Source organism: Acinetobacter sp. X9 (assembly GCF_054889255.1).
Genome location: NZ_CM142679.1, coordinates 2,156,786 through 2,179,933 on the forward strand (window position 1 = coordinate 2,156,786; position 23,148 = coordinate 2,179,933).

Annotated in this window: 19 protein-coding genes; 10 read left to right on the plus strand and 9 right to left on the minus strand. The window is 38.3% G+C overall.

Annotated elements, in window-relative coordinates; all coding sequences use genetic code 11:
* Positions 1-16: 16 nt before the first annotated feature.
* Positions 17-1,186 (plus strand): succinyldiaminopimelate transaminase, encoded by a 1,170-nt coding sequence (gene dapC / locus ACYU0V_RS10290; RefSeq protein WP_025469676.1) that lies wholly within the window; start codon positions 17-19, stop codon positions 1,184-1,186.
* A 54-nt stretch (positions 1,187-1,240) separates the two neighbouring features.
* Here dapC and ACYU0V_RS10295 read toward each other — a convergent pair whose 3' ends face one another.
* From ACYU0V_RS10295 to msrB, 4 genes are all read right to left on the minus strand, one after another.
* A complete protein-coding gene (locus ACYU0V_RS10295) occupies positions 1,241-1,873 on the minus strand; it encodes a LysE family translocator (protein ID WP_461847314.1) in 633 nt (210 codons plus the stop codon).
* 64 nt (positions 1,874-1,937) lie between these two features.
* Complete coding sequence (locus tag ACYU0V_RS10300) at positions 1,938-2,774, minus strand: AraC family transcriptional regulator (RefSeq protein ID WP_005069700.1); 837 nt, start codon at positions 2,772-2,774, stop codon at positions 1,938-1,940.
* Positions 2,775-2,782: 8 nt separating this feature from the next.
* Positions 2,783-3,268 (minus strand): glutathione peroxidase, encoded by a 486-nt coding sequence (locus ACYU0V_RS10305; RefSeq protein ID WP_005069704.1) that lies wholly within the window; start codon positions 3,266-3,268, stop codon positions 2,783-2,785.
* Positions 3,265-3,684: a peptide-methionine (R)-S-oxide reductase MsrB gene (msrB, locus tag ACYU0V_RS10310; protein WP_057085714.1), complete on the minus strand. Its 420-nt coding sequence runs from the start codon at positions 3,682-3,684 to the stop codon at positions 3,265-3,267. The genes ACYU0V_RS10305 and msrB overlap by 4 nt, the downstream gene beginning before the upstream one ends.
* 239 nt (positions 3,685-3,923) lie before the next feature.
* Here msrB and ACYU0V_RS10315 point away from each other — a divergent pair, with 239 nt between their 5' ends.
* The 8 genes from ACYU0V_RS10315 to ACYU0V_RS10350 all read left to right on the plus strand — a co-directional run bounded on the left by ACYU0V_RS10315 (position 3,924) and on the right by ACYU0V_RS10350 (position 17,462).
* Positions 3,924-5,354, plus strand: coding sequence for a pyridoxal phosphate-dependent aminotransferase (locus ACYU0V_RS10315; protein WP_014206525.1), 1,431 nt, complete (start codon positions 3,924-3,926; stop codon positions 5,352-5,354).
* 474 nt (positions 5,355-5,828) lie between these two features.
* Positions 5,829-7,136 carry a dicarboxylate/amino acid:cation symporter gene (locus ACYU0V_RS10320; protein ID WP_002114420.1) on the plus strand — a complete coding sequence of 436 codons (1,308 nt, stop codon included), beginning with the start codon at positions 5,829-5,831 and terminating at the stop codon, positions 7,134-7,136.
* 670 nt (positions 7,137-7,806) lie between these two features.
* The gene (locus ACYU0V_RS10325; protein WP_014206524.1) at positions 7,807-8,874 is read left to right on the plus strand and encodes a type II asparaginase; all 1,068 of its coding nucleotides are present in this window, start codon (positions 7,807-7,809) and stop codon (positions 8,872-8,874) included.
* Positions 8,875-9,072: 198 nt separating this feature from the next.
* On the plus strand, positions 9,073-12,636 hold the full coding sequence (dnaE, locus tag ACYU0V_RS10330) for a DNA polymerase III subunit alpha (RefSeq protein WP_461847318.1): 3,564 nt from the start codon (positions 9,073-9,075) through the stop codon (positions 12,634-12,636).
* Positions 12,637-12,650: 14 nt separating this feature from the next.
* Positions 12,651-13,490: an RNA methyltransferase gene (locus tag ACYU0V_RS10335; RefSeq protein WP_461847320.1), complete on the plus strand. Its 840-nt coding sequence runs from the start codon at positions 12,651-12,653 to the stop codon at positions 13,488-13,490.
* Positions 13,483-14,295, plus strand: coding sequence for a serine O-acetyltransferase (gene cysE, locus ACYU0V_RS10340; RefSeq protein WP_017403186.1), 813 nt, complete (start codon positions 13,483-13,485; stop codon positions 14,293-14,295). The genes ACYU0V_RS10335 and cysE overlap by 8 nt, the downstream gene beginning before the upstream one ends.
* 105 nt (positions 14,296-14,400) lie before the next feature.
* Complete coding sequence (locus ACYU0V_RS10345; RefSeq protein WP_032062442.1) at positions 14,401-15,339, plus strand: ABUW_2363 family tetratricopeptide repeat lipoprotein; 939 nt, start codon at positions 14,401-14,403, stop codon at positions 15,337-15,339.
* Positions 15,340-15,455: 116 nt separating this feature from the next.
* A complete protein-coding gene (locus ACYU0V_RS10350; protein ID WP_461847323.1) occupies positions 15,456-17,462 on the plus strand; it encodes an esterase/lipase family protein in 2,007 nt (668 codons plus the stop codon).
* Between the two features lie 53 nt (positions 17,463-17,515).
* Here the strand turns inward: ACYU0V_RS10350 and ahpF are convergent, their stop codons facing one another.
* The 3 genes from ahpF to ACYU0V_RS10365 all read right to left on the minus strand — a co-directional run bounded on the left by ahpF (position 17,516) and on the right by ACYU0V_RS10365 (position 20,338).
* Positions 17,516-19,081 (minus strand): alkyl hydroperoxide reductase subunit F, encoded by a 1,566-nt coding sequence (gene ahpF / locus ACYU0V_RS10355; RefSeq protein WP_032003458.1) that lies wholly within the window; start codon positions 19,079-19,081, stop codon positions 17,516-17,518.
* 175 nt (positions 19,082-19,256) lie between these two features.
* Positions 19,257-19,778, minus strand: coding sequence for a chromate transporter (locus ACYU0V_RS10360; RefSeq protein WP_000501457.1), 522 nt, complete (start codon positions 19,776-19,778; stop codon positions 19,257-19,259).
* Positions 19,778-20,338: a chromate transporter gene (locus tag ACYU0V_RS10365; protein WP_001017026.1), complete on the minus strand. Its 561-nt coding sequence runs from the start codon at positions 20,336-20,338 to the stop codon at positions 19,778-19,780. The genes ACYU0V_RS10360 and ACYU0V_RS10365 overlap by 1 nt, the downstream gene beginning before the upstream one ends.
* Before the next feature lie 101 nt (positions 20,339-20,439).
* Here ACYU0V_RS10365 and ACYU0V_RS10370 point away from each other — a divergent pair, with 101 nt between their 5' ends.
* The gene (locus ACYU0V_RS10370) at positions 20,440-21,342 is read left to right on the plus strand and encodes a LysR family transcriptional regulator (RefSeq protein ID WP_068564295.1); all 903 of its coding nucleotides are present in this window, start codon (positions 20,440-20,442) and stop codon (positions 21,340-21,342) included.
* Between the two features lie 57 nt (positions 21,343-21,399).
* Here ACYU0V_RS10370 and arsH read toward each other — a convergent pair whose 3' ends face one another.
* Both arsH and arsB read right to left on the minus strand, forming a co-directional pair.
* Positions 21,400-22,113, minus strand: a complete 714-nt coding sequence (gene arsH, locus ACYU0V_RS10375) for an arsenical resistance protein ArsH (protein WP_005069734.1) — start codon at positions 22,111-22,113, stop codon at positions 21,400-21,402.
* Positions 22,100-23,146 carry an ACR3 family arsenite efflux transporter gene (arsB, locus tag ACYU0V_RS10380; protein WP_086266135.1) on the minus strand — a complete coding sequence of 349 codons (1,047 nt, stop codon included), beginning with the start codon at positions 23,144-23,146 and terminating at the stop codon, positions 22,100-22,102. The genes arsH and arsB overlap by 14 nt, the downstream gene beginning before the upstream one ends.
* Positions 23,147-23,148 lie beyond the last annotated feature (2 nt).

Consider the following 23,148-nt stretch of genomic DNA (forward strand, 5'->3'; position numbering starts at 1 on the left):
ACTTGGTAACTGTTTAATGAACTCTAGCTTGTCGTTATTACACCCGTATCCATTTGAAAAGTTAAACCAACTTTTTAAGGATACTACTCCTGCTAACCTTCCCTTGATTCCTCTATCAATTGGCGAACCTAAGCATCCAGCACCAGAGTTTGTTAAACAGGCTATTATTGATAACTTTAACCATTTATCAACTTATCCAAACAGTAAAGGCTTACCAGAGCTTCGCCAAAGCATTGCAGATTGGTTAACTAAGCGCTTTAAACTTAATAGCATTAGTGCTGAAAACCACATCTTGCCTGTCTCTGGTACACGTGAAGGCATTTTCTCTTTTGTACAGGCATTAATTAATCGTGAAGATGCACCTTATGTGGTGATGCCGAATCCATTTTATCAAATTTATGAAGGTGCAGCTTTACTTGCAGGTGCAAAGCCATACTTCATTAATTGCACGGAAGAAAATGGCTATTTAGGTGATTTTGATGCTGTACCAGCAGAAGTTTGGGAAAAGACAGCCCTTCTTTTTGTATGTACACCAGGTAACCCAACAGGTACTGTGCTTTCTAAAGAACAATTTAAAAAGCTAATTGCCTTATCTGATCAATATAATTTTGTTATTGCTTCTGATGAATGCTATTCAGAGCTTTGGTTTGATCAAGCACCTACTGGTCTATTAGAAGTTTGTGCTGAGCTTGGTCGTGATGACTACAAAAACTGTATCGTATTTCATTCACTTTCAAAACGCTCAAACTTGCCGGGTTTGCGCTCAGGTTTTGTAGCGGGTGATGCCGATCTGTTAAAGCCATATTTGCAATACCGCACCTATCACGGCGCTGCAATGCCAGTACAACACCAGCTTGCTTCAATCGCAGCATGGAATGATGAAAACCATGTTGAAGAAAACCGTAAGCAATACCGTGCAAAGTTTGATTTATTCCAATCTGAGCTAGGTCATTTACTGCCATTACAAAAACCTGATGCCGGTTTTTATTACTGGTTAAAAGTAGATAATGATGAAACTTTTGCCAAGATGCTGATGGAAAAAGCACATATTAAGGTTTTACCAGGTCGTTACCTATCTCGTGATACCGAACAAGGTAATCCTGGTGCCAACCATGTACGTATGGCTTTAGTAGCAGATTTGGCACAATGTGAAGAAGTCGTTAAACGTTTAAAAGCGATTCTTTAAACCCAGCAAAATTGCATAGCCTTCAGTATTATTTAGAAGGCTATGCAATGTATATTAACTATAGACAACCAATAACACTGCGAAAAAAATGAAAGCCAGACTAGAGCAATAATATATTCCTCTAGCAGAACGTTTAATCTGTGCTAATACCCGCTCTTGACGTAATAAATGAACTAATAATAAATTCCATCCAAGAACCACTCCTGTCATCCATATACTCATTAGTAATTTTTGAAATAAGCTAAATTCGTGTTGAATAAGCAGCATTAAACTACTATAAAACATAATATTTTTAGGATTAAGAAGACTGGATTGCAAACCCAGAGCTAAGCTTTTAACTTTACTTTTATAACTAGACTCTTGTTCAACCAAACTATTTTCAGCAACAGTAATATTTAAGTTTGTTCCTTGAGTGGCTCTAAAACAAAGAAAACTCAAATAAGCTAAATATCCAGCCCCCAGCCATTTAAGTACTAAAAGAATCGTTGTACTTAAATTGCCAAGCACCATAAATCCAAATATACATACCATTAAGATAAGAGCATTACCCAAAGTAATTCCCAGAATAACGCCATAGGTATAACGCGCTCCTTTTTGCAAAAGACTGGTCAGAATAAGAAAAAAATCTGGACCCGGAGAAAGTAGTGCTAAAAAGTGAGTAAAGGCGATAACCCAAAAAACTTCCATAACGATTTCATCTTTAAAACTGTATGGAGTAACTTAAAAATAGAGAAAAATAATTTCTTGTAAATTATTGCGCGGCTGCAAGTTGAAACTGTCGAGGAGTAATTCCTGTATGTGCCTTAAAAGCTTTATGAAAATGACTTTGATCACTAAAGCCTAAATTGACAGCTAGCTCTGCAAGTGAAATCCCTTGTTTTAATTGAGCTCTGGCTTGATTAATCTTTAAATTAATTTGAAATGCATGTGGGGTTAAACCGACATTGGCCTTGAATAAACGAATGATTGCATATCGACTAAGACCAACCTGCTCTGCAAGCTCTTCAAGAGAAATAAATTGTTCTGACGATTTAATAATATGAATTAAGTCCAAAAAATCTTCATACAAATATTCAGTTTTTTGTATTTCTTCTAATACGAAATGAGGGAGTAATAGCTGGGTAAGGCAATAGATCAGCGACTGTTCTTTTTCAATAATTAATTTTTCAGGATCAAATAAAGTTTCATTCATATCAGAAAAAGCCTGATATAAAGTTTCTTCTTTTATTATGAGCGGCTTATGCTGAGGCAGAAGCAAATCCAAACCATGTTGTCGAAATTCTGAATACAGCTGATTTAACCACCTTATGTCCAAATGTAGCATCTGGTAGCTCCAAGCCTGATCTGGCAAAGGGTTACATGAATGCTCAATATGTGCGGGTACGATCACCAAAGTACCAGCATCAATTTTTTGGGGCGTACCAAATGAACTTTGAAAAACGCTATTCCCCTCGTCTATAGCCCCGATAGAAAACGTTGGATGACTATGAGATTTATAACATGTTCGGCTAAAACAGGACCTTCTGGTTTCAACATACGGCATTCGCACATCTTGCCAAAACTCAAAAGGTTGAGGAATAGCGTTCATTTAAACAATTAACTCGCTAAAGCTTTTTCAATATCAGCTTCTAAAGCTTCAGGTTTAGTTGTAGGCGCATAGCGGTTTAAAACAGCGCCATCCTTACCTACCAAGAATTTAGTAAAGTTCCATTTAATGCTACTGCTGCCCAAAATACCTTTAGCTTCACGTGTTAAATATCTAAAAATTACATGGGCTTCCGGACCTTTTACATCAACTTTAGCAAACATAGGAAATTTCACCCCATAGTTACGCTGACAGAAGCTACCAATTTCTTTATTGCTTCCTGGATCTTGCCCACCAAACTGGTTGCAGGGAAAACCTAAAACTTCCAACCCTTGATCTTTATATTTTTCATAAAGTTTTTCGAGACCAGCAAATTGTGGGGTAAAACCACATTTACTCGCAGTGTTTACAATTAATAAAACTTTACCTTTGTAATCAGCGAACTGCTTAACTTCACCCTCTAACAGCTCAGCTTCAAACTGATAAATATTACTCATGGATAGGTTTCCTCATCATTTTTTTCTTCTGTTTTAAGTTGTAATGATGCCGAGTTTACGCAATAGCGCAAACCAGTCGGCTGTGGTCCATCTTCAAATACATGCCCTAAATGAGCCTCGCAATCATGACAAACAATTTCAGTTCTGACCATACCATGCGTTAAATCTTCATGTTCATCAATGACTGTACCATTGATAGGACGGAAGAAACTTGGCCAACCACAACCGCTATCATATTTGGTATCTGATGAGAACAACTCTGCGCCGCAGCAACGGCAAACATAGGTACCATGTTGCTTAGTATTCCAGTATTGCCCCGTAAATGCAGGTTCAGTGCCCTTTTGTCGTGTAATCCGATACTCTTCTGGTGATAACTCTCTTTGCCATTCCCGGTCTGTTTTATTGACTTTTCCCATGACATACACCTTTTATTCTGAAGTAAACATTTCTGATGATCGAGTTTTATATTTACGCCATTCATCACAAAAACACTAGTCTCTGAACGTAAAATTTGTTGGAATTTAAACATATAAAGAACAAAAAGCAAAAAGTAAGCAAAATATAAAATCAAAAGTAAGCAAATTTATTACTAATCTTCTTTAAAGCAAGCAAACATAGTGCTATTCTAAGTGCGCACGGTTGTATAGGACAGAACATGTCTCAGAAAAAAAGTGTGGTTTTCCAACAACTACTACCAATTATCAAACAATATCAACAATCGGGTTTTACCCATGAAAAAATTGTTGAACTATTGAAAGATCAACATGATCTAAATTTGGTAACAGTTAAAACATTTAAAAGTTATTTATACCGATATGCAAAAGTGAATCCCGTTATGTCTAAAAATACTGCTACCATCCATTCCATGCCATCTACTCGAGAAATCAAAAAATCATCGAAGCTTGAGCATGTTTGTTATGACATCCGTGGGCCAGTTTTACGAGCCGCCAATGAAATGGAAGAGCAAGGACATAAGATTATCAAGTTGAATATTGGTAACCCAGCTCCTTTTGGATTTGAAGCACCACAAGAAATTATTAATGATGTTGCTTTAAACTTACCAAATGCAATTGGTTATGTTGACTCAAAAGGTATCTTCCCTGCTCGTAAAGCAATTTGTCAGTATTACCAGCAAAAAGGAATTCTCAATATGCATGTCAATGACGTGTATATTGGTAATGGCGTATCTGAACTCATCGTAATGGCTATGCAAGGCCTATTAGATGATGGAGACGAAATGCTGATTCCAATGCCGGATTATCCGCTTTGGACAGCAGCAGTTAATCTTTCAGGCGGCACAGCAATTCATTATAAATGTGATGAAGAAAATAGCTGGTATCCAGATATTGCTGATATTGAAAGCAAGATTACTCCGAATACTCGCGGTATTGTCATCATTAACCCGAACAATCCTACGGGTTCTGTATATCCGCGCCATATCCTTGAACAGATAGTAGCGATTGCAAAAAAATATGATCTAATTTTATTTGCTGATGAAATTTACGACAAAATTATTTATGACGGTATTGAACATGTTTCAGTAGCGTCATTAGCGGGCGACCAGCTTTGTGTATCTTTTAATGGTTTATCAAAAGCTTATCGTATTGCAGGCTTCCGTTCAGGTTGGATGGCAATTACGGGTGATAAAAGCCGTGCTGCCGACTATATCGAAGGATTAGACATGTTAGCGTCAATGCGCTTATGTGCAAACGTTCAAGCTCAATATGCGATTCAAACTGCCCTAGGCGGTTATCAATCAATTAATGACTTGATCCGTCCTGGTGGCCGTTTATATGAACAGCGTAATATTGCTTGGGAAATGCTTAATGAAATTCCAGGCGTAAGTTGTGTAAAACCAGATGGAGCAATGTACTGTTTCCCGCGCCTTGACCCGAACATCTACCCAATTGAAGATGATGAAAAGTTAATGCTTGATTTGCTACGTGCAGAAAAAGTGTTATTGGTGCAAGGTACAGGCTTTAACTGGCCAACACCTGATCATTTCCGCGTGGTTTTCTTACCTGCTGAAAATGAATTACGTGAAGCAATTACCCGTCTAGGTCGTTTCTTAGCCAATCGTCGTTAAAAAAATGCATAACAAAAAAGGCATCTCTAAATAGGTGCCTTTTTTATAATTCTATTTTTTTCATTTTTATAAAAGAAGAATCTCCTAACCACATAACAACGTTACCAACAAAAAATAAATTATTGTATTTAAATTATTTTTATAAATTTTATGATTCTTTCGACTTCAAGAATTAGTTAATTTTTTGATTTATATATTTTTTACCATACGTTTTAAATTACTTGATTTCCTTCAATCTACTTAACCTTTATTATGCAAAAAATGCATGAATCAATATTTTTTTGCATTTCACACTGCTTCAAAATCGAGCAACAATCCATCTCCATAACAACATCGCCATATTCGATTCGGTTAAAACAGATACAGATCTAGGAAGATAACATCGTTAGAACGACCGAACTGAACTAACAAGGAAAGCTTTCAATCATTCAAATCCCATCAAAGGATGATTGAATCAAATGGATAGAGGTTCATATGAAGCAAAAGAAATTGCTCAAGTATATTGTTGTTGCTATTTTACTTGGCATACTGACAGGTTGGATTTGTCACCACTTCTTTAATGAGGGTGAACAATTGAAGCAAATCGCTTCTTATCTCAACATACCTACAGATATCTTTTTACGCCTTATCAAAATGATTATTGCTCCATTGGTATTTGCCACTATTGTTTCAGGCATTGTATCAATGGGGAAATCGACATCAATCGGCAGTATCACCCTTAAATCAATGACTTGGTTTATTACTGCTTCGTTCGTATCGCTTGCTATCGGTATGGGTCTGGCAAACTTTTTCCAACCAGGTGCAGCTTTAGATTTAGTATTACCAACTGCGCAACAATTGAGTAGCTCTTCTGCTCCAGCGACTACAGGCTTCACTCTACAATCATTTTTAAGCCATGTTTTCCCACGCAGTATTGCCGAAGCAATGGCAAATAACGATATTTTGCAAGTCCTTGTTTTCTCTATTTTCTTTGGCTCAGCCCTTGCTTTTGTAAATCAAGGCAAAGAAAAAGATTCAGTTATCATTCGTTTGACTGATGAACTCAGCAAAATCATGTTCCGTATTACTGATTACGTCATGATGTTTGCACCTGTTGCAGTATTTGCAGCAATCGCTTCAGCAATTACAGTACAAGGTTTAGGCTTGATTGTTGACTATGGCATTTTAATCGCGGAGTTCTACTTTGGTCTTTTATTACTGTGGATCATCTTATTCTCCGTAGGTGCAATCGTACTTAAAAAAGATATTTTCCGTTTAGGTAAATTAATTCGTGAACCTGTAACGCTTGCTTTTGCTACAGCTTCAAGTGAATCAGCCTATCCTAAAGTAATGGATGCACTAAATAAATTTGGTGTGCCTAAAAAAGTAACGAGCTTTGTATTACCTTTAGGTTATTCATTCAACCTTGATGGTTCAATGATGTACACCACGTTTGCAGTACTCTTTATTGCTCAGGCCTACAATATTGACCTTAGTTTCACTCAACAAATCTTAATTTTGTTAACTCTAATGGTAACAAGTAAAGGTATTGCAGGTGTTTCTCGAGCTTCTATTGTAGTTATTTCAGCGACGCTCACTATGTTCCACTTACCTGAAGCTGGCATCCTTTTATTGCTCGGTATCGATCAGTTCCTTGATATGGGCCGTACCGCAACAAACGTAGTAGGTAACAGTATTGCTACCGCAGTTGTTGCCAAGCTTGAAGGCGATAAAGTGGCTGATACTGAAGAACTACCAGAACCAGTATTAATTAAATCAACTCAAGAACAAACGACCGCTTAAGTTTCTCTTTTCTCCCACTCTCCCAACTTAAGAGCAATTTTATATGACCTTATAAAATTGCTCTTTTTTTATTTTAAAATTACTGGCAGAAATTCACCTATATTTTTATATTAAATAATGACTTTAAACTGCTATTAAATTTTCTTAAATCAAACCTTAAAAATAGAATAAAAATTGCTCAAACAAATTTTATATTTTTAAAAATAAATACCAAGTGATTAAATTTTAATTCAATTTACAACAATTAAATTATATTAAATTAATGGAATTATTTTTCAATTCATACTGAAAAATTTAAAATCATCTTAATATTAAATTATAACAATAAAAATCAACAATATAAAAATATCAAATGTCAAAAAATTACTTAAACATCTCTATTATTTTTTAATTTTATACAGATAAAAAAATCATTTGTTTTATTTATATTAAAAAGTAAACAAATCAAGATAAATTAGAAAAACTTAATAGATTTTTTATTTTATTCATGTTATTTATTAGCGCTAAATAAAAGCAATGACTAAGCAATTGTTGATGAAACAAAATGCTATTCAAGGATGCTTCTTATTCAAACAAGTTATGAATATGTTTTACATGGTATGTATTTTGCTTAGGAAAAGCAGTCATATTCAACAAACTTTTACTTCGTCACTTCATAAGGATATTTTCGATGTTGACTAAAACTGTTAAATCTTTAGGTTTAGCGATGGGCTTATTAGCCTGCTCTCTCCCACTTTATGCAAAAAATAATGTTGTTGTAGTTGCGACTGGCGGTACTATCGCTGGTGCTGGCGCAAGCTCGGCAAATAGTGCAACTTATACTGCTGCAAAAGTTCCTGTTGATACGCTAATTAACGCAGTTCCACAAATCAAAGATTTGGCAAATGTAACTGGTATTCAAGCATTACAAATCGCTTCTGAGAGTATTACTGACAAGGAATTATTAGAAATTGCTCGTCAAGTGAATGAGCTTGTTAAAAAGCCATCTGTTAATGGTGTCGTAATTACACACGGTACAGATACTTTAGAAGAAACAGCATTTTTCTTAAATTTGGTTGTTCATACTGATAAACCGATTGTACTTGTTGGCTCAATGCGTCCTTCAACTGCTCTTTCAGCTGATGGTCCACTTAACCTTTATAGTGCAGTTGCTTTAGCAGCTTCTGATGATGCGAAAAATAAAGGCGTTATGGTTCTCATGAACGACTCTATTTTTGCTGCACGTGATGTAACTAAAGGCATTAACATTCATACCAATGCTTTTGTTAGCCAATGGGGCGCTTTAGGTACATTGGTTGAAGGCAAGCCTTACTGGTTCAGACAATCTGTAAAGCGTCATACAAATGCTTCAGAGTTTAATATTGAAAATATTAAAGGCGATGCACTTCCAACTGTACAGATCGTTTATGGTTCGGACTCTATGCTTCCAGATGCATATGAAGCGTATGCAAAAGCTGGTGCTAAAGCGATCATTAATGCAGGTACTGGTAACGGTTCTGTACCAAAATATATCGTACCAACCTTACAAAATCTTCACGACAAAAACGGTATTCAAATTATCCGTTCATCACGTGTCGCACAAGGTTTCGTATTACGTGATGCAGAACAACCTGACTCTAAATATGGTTGGGTAGCAGCACATGATTTAAACCCTCAAAAAGCGCGTCTTCTTGCAGCTTTAGCTCTTACTAAGACTAATGACACGAAAGAAATTCAGCGCATGTTCTGGCAGTACTAAGTTTTTCAACCAGCCCAAACACAAAGTTTGGGTTGGTCCTATTTCTTAAAAATAAGCTCTTTTATATTAAATCTGTACAATAGATATTCAAATCATTCTTCTTAAATAATAAAATCCTTAACAGTTTGCCAAAATATTAAGCATTTCGTTTTAACTTTGCGTGCTAAACTATGCTGCAGTCGTATTAAGGATTGGTTTATGCAGTTTGTTCATCTCGGTATTTATACAGAATTTTCGATTACAGAGTCGATAGTTCGCATACCTGACTTGGTCAACGCTGCGGTTAAAGACCAAATGCCTGCGCTGGCATTAACCGATCTATCAAACCTTCATGCTGCGGTAAAATTTTATAATTCTTGTTTAAAAAAAGGGATTAAACCGCTTTTAGGTAGCACAATTCGCCTTGACGATGCTCAACATCGTGCAACTTTACTTGCAATGAGTAATGTAGGCTGGAAAAGTCTTACCGAAATCGTTTCACGCGGTTTTATTGAAGGTCAACAACTCAGTATTCCATGTGTAAAAAAAGAATGGGTACTTGAACAGCATCAAGATATTATTGTTTTACTCGGCCAACATAGTGATGTGGGTCAGATGCTTTGCTCATCTAACCCTCAAAAAGCAGCTCCGCTTTTAGAAGCATGGATCGAAAAATTTGGTAACCGTGTTTATCTGGCTTTAACACGCACCGATCGTCCTGGTGAAGAAGACTTTATTCAAGAAGCCGCTAAACTTGCTGCCCAATATAATGTCGGTGTAGTTGCGCATAATGATGTGCACTTTGTAGAAAAGGAAGATTTTGAGGCCCACGAAGCACGTGTTTGTATTGCTGATGGCTATGTATTAGCAGATGACCGTCGTCCACGCTTATATAGTCCTGAGCAACATTTTAAAACCTCCGATGAAATGATTGAGTTGTTTTCAGATATCCCAAGTGCTATCGAAAACACCTATAACATTGCAAAACGCTGTAATGTTAGCTTACAACTAGGCACCTACTTTTTACCTGACTATCCAATTCCAGATGGCTTTACCATCGACACCTACTTTGAGCATTTGTCAAAAATAGGTCTAGAAGAACGTTTAGATTATCTCTACCCTCTCGAAAAACGTGGCGAAGACTGGCCGGAGATTCGTAAACCTTATGATGAACGAATTGATTACGAAGTTGGTATTATCCTCAAAATGGGATTCCCGGGTTACTTCCTTATCGTCATGGACTTCATTCAGTGGGCAAAAAATAATGGCGTTCCTGTCGGGCCTGGTCGTGGTTCAGGTGCGGGTTCACTCGTTGCATATAGTTTAAAAATTACTGACCTTGATCCTCTTCGTTACGATCTACTTTTCGAACGTTTCTTAAACCCAGAACGTGTTTCGATGCCTGACTTTGATGTCGACTTCTGTATTGCCGGACGTGACCGCGTCATTGATTATGTTTCCCGTACCTATGGACGTGAAGCCGTATCACAAATTGCAACTTTCGGTACGATGGCAGCAAAAGGTGCAATTCGTGACGTTGCGCGTGTTTTAGGTAAATCTTACGGTTTAGCTGACCGTATCTCAAAAATGGTGCCTACGAAACCACTCGGTGTGGACTTAGCCACTGCTATCGAGATGGAACCCCAGCTTAAAGATATCGTTACCAATCCATCTAACCCAGATAATGATGATGCGAGTGAAATCTGGGAAATGGCATTAAAACTAGAAGGTATCACCCGAAATACTGGTAAACATGCCGGTGGTGTTGTTATTGCACCCGGTAAGATTACCGATTTCTCGGCTGTACTTTGTGATGAAGATGGAACTAGCCGTGTTGCTCAATATGATAAAGACGATGTAGAAGCAGCAGGTCTCGTCAAATTCGACTTCTTGGGTTTACGTAACTTAACCGTTATTGAAGACGCAATTCAAAATATTAATAAAAATCGCGATAGTAATGATCCGCTCATTATTTCGCATGTTCCACTTGATGATGCTAAAGCATATTCTGTCTTTGCCGATGCAAATACAACAGCGGTATTCCAGTTTGAATCCGTCGGCATGAAACGAATGCTTAAAGAAGCACGTCCAAGTAAATTTGAAGAGATTATTGCGTTCGTATCATTGTACCGTCCTGGTCCAATGGATCTTATTCCTGACTTTATTCACCGTATGCATGGTGGAGATTTTGAATATCTTCACCCACTTCTTGAAGGTGTATTAGAGCCAACTTACGGGATTATGGTTTACCAAGAACAGGTGATGCAGACAGCACAGATCTGTGCGGGTTATACGCTCGGTGGCGCGGACTTACTACGTCGTGCAATGGGTAAAAAGAAACCTGAGGAGATGGTTAAGCAACGCCAAATCTTCTTGGCAGGTGCTGCTGAAAAAGGAATTGATGAAAGTACAGCCAACCATATCTTTGACTATATGGAGAAGTTCGCAGGCTATGGTTTCAACAAATCTCACGCCGCCGCTTATGCCCTCGTTGCCTACCATACTGCATGGTTAAAAGCACATTATCCTGCTGAGTTTATGGCAGCAGTAATGTCATCGGAAATGCAGAACACTGACAGTGTTGTATTTTTAATTGATGACTGCCGAAATAATGGCCTAGAAGTTTTACCACCATCCGTCAATATGTCGACTTATCATTTCCATGCGAGCGATGATAAAACTATTGTGTATGGTTTAGGTGCAATTAAAGGCGTTGGCGAACAAGCAATGCAGTCAGTTATTGACTCTCGTCGACAATTTGGTCCTTATACAGATCTATTCGATTTTTGCCATCGTATTGATTTGAAGAAAATCAATAAGCGTACTCTTGAAGCTTTAATTCGTGCGGGTGCACTCGATTGCTTGGGAATTGAACGTGCAAGCTTAATGGCACAATTGCCTGAAGCTGTTCAAGCTGCTGAACAAGCGCGCAGTAACCGTGAAAGCGGTATTATGGATTTATTTGGTGAGGTTGAAGAAGTTCAGCGTAAGCCAGCTAAACCCGTTAAACCGTGGAGTGATGAAGTTCGTCTAAAAGGCGAAAAAGATACGCTTGGTCTATATCTCACTGGTCACCCAATTGATGTTTACCGCCAAGAGCTTAAAGCTTTTATTCCTGTAAAACTTAATGAAATTACGGCTACACGTCGCGGTGTTACAACAGTCTATGCAGGTTTAGTCATTGACGTCGCAAATTTCCCAAATCGCGTAGTTATTGTACTAGATGATGGTACAGCTCGTATTGAAGTAAGTTGCAACCATGAACGTTTCCAACGTTTTAAAGATATTATCCAAGTTGAGCGTGTTGTCGTCTTTGAAGGCGAAATTTATGAAAGAGAAGGCTTTGAACGTCCAATGGGCCGTTTAACCAAGGCTTTTACTTTAAATGAAATACGACAAAAACGTGCTAACAGTATTCAGATCAAATTAGCAGAAGAGTTTATGCAAGCCACTTTGGCAAAAGATTTACAAAACATAATCTTGCCATTTTGCAATGTAGATATGCATCAGCATATCACTCTACAGCTACAGATTGATCAACCTTATGCTCAAGCTGAGCTTCAACTTGGTCCGCAATGGAAAGTTGCTCCTCTCGATGAATTACTTGCTAAACTCAGAGATTATTTTGGTAAAGATAATATTTATATTGAATATCAAGTAAAGTCGAAAGCAGCTAAAGCAGCAGAACCTGCTCGTCCGCAAACTGTTGCTTCCCCTCCCGCGGACATGACTATGGACGATGCATTGGATTTATACCAAAGCGAAGTTTCTCAATATTCGTAATTTCTGGAAATCTTATGAGTTCGTTTGATCACAACACTGTGTCAAAACAATTAGCACAAGTGCGTATTGTCATGGTAAACACTACCTTGCCTGCCAATATTGGCAGTGCTTTACGTGCCATGAAAACAATGGGGCTAATTAAATTAGTTCTTGTTGCACCTAAAACATATCCTCACCCAGACATACAAGCGCTTGCTGCTGGTGCCCAGGATTTATTTGAACATCTTGAGATTGTCGACACCTTAGAAGATGCTATTAAAGATTGCCATTTAGTATTTGGAACAAGTGCACGCAGCCGTACTATTCCTTGGCCTCTACTTGATGTACGACCTGCAGCTAAAGAAGCCATTAAAGCCACTACTCAAGGACAACAAATTGCGATTGTTTTTGGCCGTGAAGATCGTGGTTTAACCAACGAAGAATTAGCACTGGCAAATTATCATTTAACAATTCCTGTAAATCCGGACTATGGCGTATTAAATGTTGCGCAAGCAATTCAAGTCGTATGTTACGAACTTCGCATGTCTGCTCTAGAACAACAAAACGTGGATCAAGATACAGATGAAATGCCATTAGTCCAAGGTCAAAGCATGCAATGGGATGAACCATTGGTGACTCAACAACAAATGGAAGAGTTTTATCCTCATCTAGAGAAAATGCTGACTGAAATTGAATTTTTAGATCCAGATAATCCACGTTTGTTACCTTTACGCTTGCGTCGTTTATTTGGTCGTATACAATTAGATCGTATGGAATATCATTTACTTCGCGGTATTTTTAGTCGTGTACAAGCCCTAACCAGTGGTAAATGGAAAAAAGCATTATCTGAAAAGGAGGATCAACCCAATGCTTAAACAGCTGAAAGAAGATATAAAGGCTGTATTTGCGCGAGATCCTGCTGCCCGCAATACACTCGAAGTTCTCACGACCTACCCTGGCATTCATGCGATTATGATGCATCGTGTCGCACATGAATTATGGCAAAAAGATTGTAAAGGAGCGGCTCGCCTTCTTTCTTCATTTAGCCGTTTTGCAACAGGAATTGAAATTCATCCAGGTGCCAAAATCGGTAAACGTTTTTTTATTGATCACGGTATGGGTGTTGTGATTGGTGAAACTGCTGAAATTGGTGATGATGTTACGCTTTATCATGGTGTTACCCTCGGGGGCACAACATGGAATAAAGGTAAGCGACATCCAACTTTAGAAGATGGCGTTGTTGTTGGTGCGGGTGCAAAAATTTTAGGTCCATTTACCATAGGCAAAGGCGCTAAAGTCGGTTCAAATGCTGTAGTGACTAAAGCTGTCCCTGCTGGCGTGACCGCTGTAGGAAACCCTGCCCGCTATATTTATAAAGATGCACCTGACAAGAATAAAGATGAAGAACGTCGCCGTGATTATGCGCAAAGTATTGGTTTCGCTCCATATGCGACAACTGCTGATCAGTCAGACCCTATTTTAGAGGGTATGCGCGTTTTACTTGATCGTATTCAGCATAATGAAACGCGTATGAATAATTTATGCCAGCGTTTATCAGAGCTAGATCCGAGCTTCAAAAAAGAAAGTCAGGATGAACAGCCTTTTAGTGATGAAGAACTGAAAATTATTGAAGAAGTCCGTCGCGAATGCGGTGCGCAAGATAAGACATCAAAAACGTAATATTCTTGATTCATAATGTAACACGCTTACCCTTGCATGTCTGTTTAGCTTTTTCTAGACTTACCTGTACCAAATCTGACTTTACTAAAATGAACGGAAGATCCTATGAATTTTAAGCCTTTGGCATATATAATCCTTGCGACCTCAAGTTTAACCGCTTGTACAATGGCACCCGTAAAACAACAAAAAATTGAGCCTTTTGTTTTCAAGGAACCAGAGCTTACTCCTCCTTTTTATGCGCTAAACCCTTTTAACTATGATCAGCCACCGGCATTTGAAGTTGCATTAAAAGACGCTGCTGCACAGCCTGTAACCAAAATGGTCGTTAATCGTCAAGATGATCCAACCAAACAGCTTACTCTCGACGTCAATAAACTGATCGTCCCGACTGTCAATAATTCACAACGTTCAATGAAATACGCAGTTTTAGCAGGTGAAAATGAAATTGACGTGACTACTATTGATGACTTTTTACAGTTAGTAGAAGGTAAAGCACGTCACTACCCACCTCGCTTTACTGACCGTCAAGAACGTAAAGGCTTTGAAAGTAAACTTAAAGAAGTAACACAACAACTTGATACACTTGCTGCAAATCCAAATGCATCATTTGATATTTTAATTCGTGCTTTTAAAGCAAGTGTTCTTGCGCGTAACCTTGATTTAGGTACTGTTCATACCACTAAATCTTTAGAATATGCTCAAAGACTTTTAAAAATTAATCCAGATGATGCGGAAACAAATTTCTGGTTCGGTTTTGGTTTATCTGAAGGTGGCGGTCAACGTGAAGCGATTCCATACTTAGACAAAGCCATTAAAGGTAATGTTCAAGAAGCATATTTAGCTGCTGCAAATAACTATATTGCAATGGAGCAAAAGAAAAACGCGATCCAGACGTTAAAGAACTATAAAGTTAAATATCCAGACGAAGCGGAAATTGCTGACCGTTTAATTCAAGAAATTGAAAAACAAGGTCGTTGGAACGTATGGCAAGTTTTAACTAACCCAGCAATGTCAGCAACTACTCCTGCTGCACCTAAAAAATAAGCTTAATTCTATAAAAAAGGGCTGTTTTGACAGCCCTTTTTTATATTTGATCATTTGAAAAACATTTTAAAATTTGTATGATCTACCTACCATTGACCCACTATATTTTGACCATAATGTTTTCAATAAAAAGAAGCAAAACACTGTTGACGGTCATACTACTCGGTTCAATTCTGAGTGGTTGTCAGGTCGTAAATGTTAAACAGCAAGCTTTGAATGTAACGATTGCAAATGAACGTAATAGTATTCTTACCCAAGATAAACTCAGCGAAGCGAGTCTGAATGTTTTATCAATGTCTGGTCAGGAAGCTAAAGTTTGTACAGATACACCTGAAACCTGTGTAAATCAACTCAAAAACCTTCCTCAAATTTTAGATGAACAGTTCTTATCAGCAGCAAGCGAAATGTATCTCGCAAAAGCAATGGCTTTATCAGATACATCTGACTGTAAAGTAAGTAGATTTACTAAACATAAATCTGAAGAAGAACAAAAGAATATTCTAAATAGATATGATGATTGCTTAGACCAGCAATTGAGCCTATTAGATAAAAGTATTCGCTATAGCTATGCCTATCTATTTTCCACAAAACGTAAGCCTAATGACCGTATTTTCGATAATAGACAAGTTCAAATTCGCGATTTCTATAATCAAGCAATCGCCAAAATGGTCGGTGTTTATGACTTAAGACATCCAAAGAAAAATGTTGTTGAACCACAAATTCATATTGGTAAAAGTGTTTACTCAATTGATTTTGAATTTCATAAACAACTATCAGGCCAAAAATTAGAAAAATTAATTTCGAGTTATAACTTAAATTTTTCAGGCTTAAGAACCATTAACCGCCGTGATGGTTTTGGATCTGAATTTGTTGCTGTTTTTCCTAGCTCAGGAAAAGAAGATATTAATGAATATATTTTAGATCCACTTAAATACAATTATAAAAATGGTGTTAATCCAAATATTCATCATGCACGCTACTTAGCTGCGACTATTGTCGCTGAACCCAAACATGCGACTACCATCGAAGAAATCATTAATAATCCAGAATTCGTGATCCGAGTTTATGATCCTTATCGAACAGATAATATTAATGTAGCGGGGAAACAATATCCTCTAGCTGCTAACTTTTCTGCGCCTTACGGTCTATGGTTGGCCGAAAATAATTTAGGGGTCGCAGCTTATTTAACTCTGATTGACCGCGATCAGCATTTAACTATGCCGCATCTCTACATGCTTGAACCATACAATCCCAATAAGAAAATTATTGTGTTAGTACATGGCTTAGCCAGTAGTCCCGAAGCGTGGATTGCACTCACCAATGATGTTATGGGCGATACGGTTTTAAGAGATAATTATCAAGTTTGGCAAGTTTTTTATTCGACTAACATGCCAATTTTAGAAAGCCGTTTCCAGATTTATGCTCTGCTTAAACAAGCTTTTAGTTCACTAAACCCAAGTGACTCTGCCGCACATGATGCTGTTCTTGTTGGACATAGCATGGGAGGCATTATCAGCCGTTTACTGGTCAGTGATGGAGATATTACTAAACCTGCCTTAGAGTTAATGACGATCCGTCAGCAAAACCGCTTTAAAAAACATCCAATGGTCACTGAACGATTGCAAATGCATTCGATCAATAATTTTGATCGTGCGATCTTCTTGGCTTCCCCTCATCGCGGTACAGATTATGCTGATCGCTGGTTTACTTTAGCAGCGCGTAAAATTATTCGTTTACCCGGTGCATTTTTGTCGGCTGTTGCCACGTCACTAACAACCGAAAATTTAGATGTTAAGGATTTCTTGAGTAATATTGATAATGGTTTGATTCAAAATGGACCAAGCGATTTAAGTCATCAATCTAAATTTATGGAGCTGACTAAAAATATTAATCCACACCAAGGATTAGTTTTCCACTCTATTATGGGTAACATCACCAAGAGTGATGATCCAAATGTGATTACCGATGGTATTGTCCCTTTTAAGAGTGCTCACTTAGAAGGTGCAAAATCTGAGAAAGTTCTTCCAGGTGGTCATTCAATCCAACTGACACCACAAGCTGTATTAGAGTTACGTCGTATTTTACGAGAGCATTTAGTCGAACACGGTTTATATAAACCATAAAAAGAAAAAGAGCCAAAGGTTATCCTTTGGCTCTTTCGTTTTGGACTTAAATTTTATTGCCCAGAACGGATGATGTAATCAAACGCAGAGAGTGATGCTTTAGCACCTTCACCTGTAGCAATAATGATTTGCTTGTAAGGTACAGTCGTACAGTCACCGGCAGCAAATACACCTTGAACATTGGTTTCGTTGCGGTCATTCACAATAATCTCGCCACGGTTGGTTAACTCAACTTCACTGTCTTTCAAGAAGTCAGTGTTTGGCAATAAACCAATCTGGACAAAGATCCCAGCAAGCTCGACCACATGCTCTTCATCAGTCGCACGGTCTTTATATTTAAGACCAGTCACTTGTGAGCCATCACCTAACACTTCTGTACTTAAGGCATTCATAATCACAGTTGTGTTTGGCAAGCTATGCAATTTGTTTTGCAAGACTTGGTCTGCACGAAGTTTGGTATCGAACTCAACCAGAGTTACATGCTCAACAATCCCTGCAAGATCAATTGCAGCTTCTACGCCTGAGTTACCGCCACCAATCACAGCAACACGTTTGCCTTTGAACAACGGACCATCACAGTGTGGGCAGTACGCAACACCACGGGTACGGTATTCTTGCTCACCCGGTACATTCATCTCTCTCCAACGTGCACCTGTTGAAAGGATCACAGTTTTCGATTCAAGTTTGGCACCGTTTTCAAGTTCAACTTCAACCAAGCCATTTGCAGTCTGGTTGGCACCCGTGATTTTGCTGACACGTTGCAGATTCATGATATCGACATCGTATTCACGGACATGTGCTTCCATCTCGGCAGCAAACTTAGGACCTTGAGTCTTTTGCACAGACGTGAAGTTTTCAATGTCCATGGTGTCCATCACCTGACCACCGAAGCGTTCAGCCACGATACCCGTGTTAATACCTTTACGTGCAGCATAGATTGCAGCTGTTGCACCTGCAGGGCCACCACCAATCACCAACACATCAAAAGCATCTTTGGCATTCAGTGCTGCTGCATCTTTTTCAGCTGAGTTGGTATCAAGTTTTGCCACAATCTCTTCAAGGGTCATACGACCTTGACCAATGTGTTCATTGTCTTGGAATACCATTGGTACAGCCATGATTTTGCGTTGTTCCACTTCGTCTTGGAAGAATGAACCGTCAATCATGGTTGCTGTAGTGTTCGGGTTATAAATCGCAATCAGGTTAAGCGCCTGTACCACATCCGGACAGTTATGACAGCTGAGTGATACAAACACATCAAAGTTTGCTTTAAGGTTTAAACCTTTAATCTGGTTAAGCACTTCATTTGACACTTTAGGTGCATATCCAGACACCTGTAACAACGCCAAGATCAAAGATGTAAACTCATGGCCCATCGGTAAACCAGCAAAGAACACACGAGGTTGTTCACCTGCTTTAGCCACACCAAAGCTTGGACGACGTGTATTGTTACCGTCAAAACGGGCAGTCACTTTGTCAGAAAGCTCAGCGATTTCACTCACCAGCTCTTTAATTTGAGCAGCTTTATCTGATTCATCTAAGGCAGCAACTAATTCGATTGGACTTTCTAGACGTTCTAAGTAAGCTTTTAATTGAGTTTTAATGTTTTGATCTAACATCTGTTTTTACTCCAATGCATCCAAATTCTTTCAATAGATGCATAGTACGTGAAAACATAAAATAGGTAAAACAGTATGTTTTTATATATTTGATCGGTTTTTTAGATTCAATTATTTACTTCATTAAAAAAAACCAACCTGAACTCATCCAGCGCAGGTCGGCAAACTGGTTAAACTAGAGTAAGACCACACCAAATACAGCCCCAGCAATCAAGACATGTAAAGGATGAACCTTTTTAATTAAAGATAATAAAGTCGCAATGACTACCATAATAATGAGTAACGTATTTATTGCCGCTGCCTCAGAAATAATCCAAGCACTAGCAAGTACAGTTCCCACAGTGACAGGTTGTAAAGCAAGCTGTAAAACACGTCTCCATTTTTTATCTTTAAATTTTGACCAGCCTCTCATCACAAATACAGTAATAAGAGATGAAGGTAAAAATTTAGCGGTAGATGTTACAAGTAGACCTGACAACCCTGCTACATGCCATCCCACCAACGGTACAATCATCATGTTCGGACCGGGTGCAGCTTGGGCCATGGCGAACAATGCACTGAATTCTTGTGCCGTCATCCAGTGGTGAATATCAACCACTTGGCGTTGCATCTCAGGCAAAATCGTATTTCCACCACCAAATGCAATAAGAGACAATTGAGTAAAAATGATCGCTAAAGTAAGTAGAACTGCGCCCATTACACACGTCTCCAAATGATTGCCGAGTAAAATGCCAACAAAATCAGCATAGTCACTAGTAAAGAGATTTTTAGAAAAGCAATACTGATAATTGCAGCAACCACTACGCAAATCGCTAATGGATTACGTAACAATGGCTTAAGCATTTTTAAACCTGTTGCAACTAGTAGCCCAGCCGCCGCAGCAGCTAAACCTTCAAAAAGATGCTTAACCATTAAATTGTCTTGGAACTGCTCATAAACATAATGTAAAAGTACAACAATTATCGTAGGTGCAAGGATCAGACCAATGAGTGAGCTCACTGCCCCACGAACACCGCGAAACTCCATGCCAATCGCAACCGATAAATTAATAATATTGCCGCCTGGTAAAAATTGACACAGACCAAGTAACTCAGTGAATTTTTCAGGGCTTAACCACTGTCTCTGCTCTACAATAACTTTACGGGCTAAAGGCAGCACGCCACCGAATCCAATTAAACCTAATGTTAAAAAACCTAAAAATAACTCTGTGCAGGTCGGGACACTCTCCTTCTGTACAGCAATCTCAACATGGTTCATTTTCGTTACTTTTCACTTTATCTGACCAAGATAGAATGATACTTTTGTGATATATCTACAAATGCTTTTATTTTCATTAACCATACCATAAAGGTATTCCTATGCTCGATTTACATAAGCTCCATGCCTTTGTTGTGGTAGTTGAAGAAAGGAATATTACGCATGCCGCAAACCGATTGTTTATTCAACAGCCTCCTCTAACGCGTTTACTTAAAAAACTCGAAGAAGAACTTGGCACACAATTACTTATTCGCCAGCCTCGAGGAATTGAACCAACTGAGGCTGGTTTAGCCTTATTTAAAGAAGCACAACTTTTATTAGAACATGCCAGACATATTCCGAAATTAGTCCAAGATGTTAGCCAAGGTAAAACTGGTCAACTCAATATTGGTTTTACAAGTTCTGCGGGCTTGCATCCGCTCATTTCATTAGTATTGCGCTCATATCGAGAAATATATCCCAAGGTACAAACCAAACTTGAAGAAGCAGGCAGTCAAAAACAATTAGATCGTTTAATCTCTGAGAAACTTGATATTGCTTTTTTAAGAGCACCGATCAGCCGTGACATCGGATTAAAACATCTTCATATATTAGATGAGCCAATGATGGTGGCATTGCCTATAGGCCATCCACTTACACAAAAAGAAAAAATTAGCTCAAATGACTTATCAAATGAAAATTTTGTTTTATACCGTCGTTCTTCAGGACAAGGTCTATATGACAATATTTTATATAGTTGCTACCAAGCAGGTTTTAGTCCACGCATTATTCAGGAAGCACCTCGGCCAACTGCAACATTAAATTTAGTTGCTGCTGGAATTGGTATAACGATTGTGCCAGCCTCAATGCATAACTTTTGGGAACATGAAATTGTGTATCGCGATTTTGATGATTCAATAAAAATGAATGCGCCTATTTACTTGATTACAAGAGAAAATGAAAGCTCTGCCAAAGTTTCAAATTTTATTGAACTATTACAAAAACTTTTGCCCACAATGGCCTGAGTGTAAAAGCTAAGCAATAAAAAGTGCCCCGAGTGGAGCACTTTTTTATGAAACTGTTTATTTTTGATTTACTCGTTTTGACAGCTCTTCTGCCGACTCTTTGCGCTCAGAATAGCGATCTGTCAAATACTGTTTTTGCCCACGTGTTAATAAAGTGAACTTATACAATTCTTCCATAACATCAACGATTCGGTCATAGTAAGAGGATGGTTTCATACTGCCATCTTCTTCAAACTCTAAAAAAGCTTTAGCAACCGAAGACTGATTTGGGATGGTAATCATGCGCATCCAACGCCCTAAAATACGCATTTGATTGACCGCATTAAATGACTGCGAACCACCACTAACTTGCATGACTGCTAAGGTTTTACCTTGAGTTGCACGGATTGCTCCGGCTGCCAAAGGAATCCAGTCAATCTGGGCTTTTAAAATTGAACTCATTGCACCATGACGTTCAGGTGAGCACCAGACCATACCTTCTGCCCAAGCCAAAAGCGCATGTAATTCTTGAACTTTCGGATGATCAGTTCCTGCATCCTCAGGTAAAGGTAAACCTTTAGGATGAAAGATTTTGACTTCAGCACCTAGGTATTCAAGGATTCGACCAGCAGTCAGCACAGCAAAACGACTATAAGAACGTTCACGATTAGAACCATATAGCAATAAAATGCGAGGTGGATGCTCAAGCTGCTGTGCTTGCACTTGCTCAAATGTAGGCTTATCAAGAAGATCTAATGCTACATTTGATAAATCATTATTAAGACTGTTCATCTGAGAAATACTTTTTCTTTAACCAAAGAGAAACGGTAACGAGTGAAATTAAAACGGGAACTTCAACCAATGGTCCAATCACTGTGGTAAATGCCACAGGTGATGCCAAACCAAATGTTGCAATGGCAACCGCTAAAGCTAACTCAAAATTGTTACCAGCCGCAGTAAACGAAATAGCAGTGGTACGTGGATAGTTATTCCCCATACGTTTACTCATAAAGAAGCTAATGAAGAACATCACCACAAAGTAAATCGTCAGTGGGATTGCAATACGTAATACATCTAAAGGTAAGCTCACTACATCACCACCTTTTAGGCTAAACATCGCCACGATGGTAAAAAGTAAAGCAATTAAACTAATCGGACTAATTTTTGGTAAAAATTTAGTTTGATACCATTCCAAACCTTTCGACTTGACTAAAATCAAACGCGTCAAGAACCCCATCAAAAATGGAATACCCAAGTACACCAAAACCGCATGTGTAATAGTCCAGAAATTCACATCAATGACTTGCCCTGCCACACCAAAATAAGGCGGCAAAAAGGTTAAGAATAACCATGCATAGGTACTGAAAAATAAGATTTGGAAAATACTGTTAAATGCAACCAACGCTGCAACATATTGGTTATCACCACAAGCAAGACCATTCCAAACTAAAACCATTGCAATACAACGTGCCAAACCAATTAAAATAAGACCAGTCATATACTCTGGATAACTATGCAGAAAAACAATCGCAAGTGCGAACATTAAAACTGGAGCTATCAACCAATTTTGAACCAATGACAAAGTTAAAGTTTTCTTATCTTTAAATACTTCTGGTAACGTAGCGTAGTCAACCTTTGCTAAAGGTGGATACATCATCAAAATTAAGCCGATTGCGATTGGGATATTAACGTTATCCACACTCATCTGGTTCAAAGAAACCGAGGCCTGAGGAAAGAAAACTCCAATAGCCAAGCCTAAGGCCATGGCTATAAAAATCCAAAGCGTCAGATTTCGGTCTAAAAAGGAAAGCTTTTGCTTAGTCATGT

Coding starts and splice junctions, on each gene's coding strand:
- dapC (WP_025469676.1), top strand. CDS start 17: ATGAACTCTAGCTTGTCGTTATTACACCCGTATCCATTTGAAAAGTTA.
- ACYU0V_RS10295 (WP_461847314.1), bottom strand. CDS start 1,873: ATGGAAGTTTTTTGGGTTATCGCCTTTACTCACTTTTTAGCACTACTT.
- ACYU0V_RS10300 (WP_005069700.1), bottom strand. CDS start 2,774: ATGAACGCTATTCCTCAACCTTTTGAGTTTTGGCAAGATGTGCGAATG.
- ACYU0V_RS10305 (WP_005069704.1), bottom strand. CDS start 3,268: ATGAGTAATATTTATCAGTTTGAAGCTGAGCTGTTAGAGGGTGAAGTT.
- msrB (WP_057085714.1), bottom strand. CDS start 3,684: ATGGGAAAAGTCAATAAAACAGACCGGGAATGGCAAAGAGAGTTATCA.
- ACYU0V_RS10315 (WP_014206525.1), top strand. CDS start 3,924: ATGTCTCAGAAAAAAAGTGTGGTTTTCCAACAACTACTACCAATTATC.
- ACYU0V_RS10320 (WP_002114420.1), top strand. CDS start 5,829: ATGAAGCAAAAGAAATTGCTCAAGTATATTGTTGTTGCTATTTTACTT.
- ACYU0V_RS10325 (WP_014206524.1), top strand. CDS start 7,807: ATGTTGACTAAAACTGTTAAATCTTTAGGTTTAGCGATGGGCTTATTA.
- dnaE (WP_461847318.1), top strand. CDS start 9,073: ATGCAGTTTGTTCATCTCGGTATTTATACAGAATTTTCGATTACAGAG.
- ACYU0V_RS10335 (WP_461847320.1), top strand. CDS start 12,651: ATGAGTTCGTTTGATCACAACACTGTGTCAAAACAATTAGCACAAGTG.
- cysE (WP_017403186.1), top strand. CDS start 13,483: ATGCTTAAACAGCTGAAAGAAGATATAAAGGCTGTATTTGCGCGAGAT.
- ACYU0V_RS10345 (WP_032062442.1), top strand. CDS start 14,401: ATGAATTTTAAGCCTTTGGCATATATAATCCTTGCGACCTCAAGTTTA.
- ACYU0V_RS10350 (WP_461847323.1), top strand. CDS start 15,456: ATGTTTTCAATAAAAAGAAGCAAAACACTGTTGACGGTCATACTACTC.
- ahpF (WP_032003458.1), bottom strand. CDS start 19,081: ATGTTAGATCAAAACATTAAAACTCAATTAAAAGCTTACTTAGAACGT.
- ACYU0V_RS10360 (WP_000501457.1), bottom strand. CDS start 19,778: ATGGGCGCAGTTCTACTTACTTTAGCGATCATTTTTACTCAATTGTCT.
- ACYU0V_RS10365 (WP_001017026.1), bottom strand. CDS start 20,338: ATGAACCATGTTGAGATTGCTGTACAGAAGGAGAGTGTCCCGACCTGC.
- ACYU0V_RS10370 (WP_068564295.1), top strand. CDS start 20,440: ATGCTCGATTTACATAAGCTCCATGCCTTTGTTGTGGTAGTTGAAGAA.
- arsH (WP_005069734.1), bottom strand. CDS start 22,113: ATGAACAGTCTTAATAATGATTTATCAAATGTAGCATTAGATCTTCTT.
- arsB (WP_086266135.1), bottom strand. CDS start 23,146: ATGACTAAGCAAAAGCTTTCCTTTTTAGACCGAAATCTGACGCTTTGG.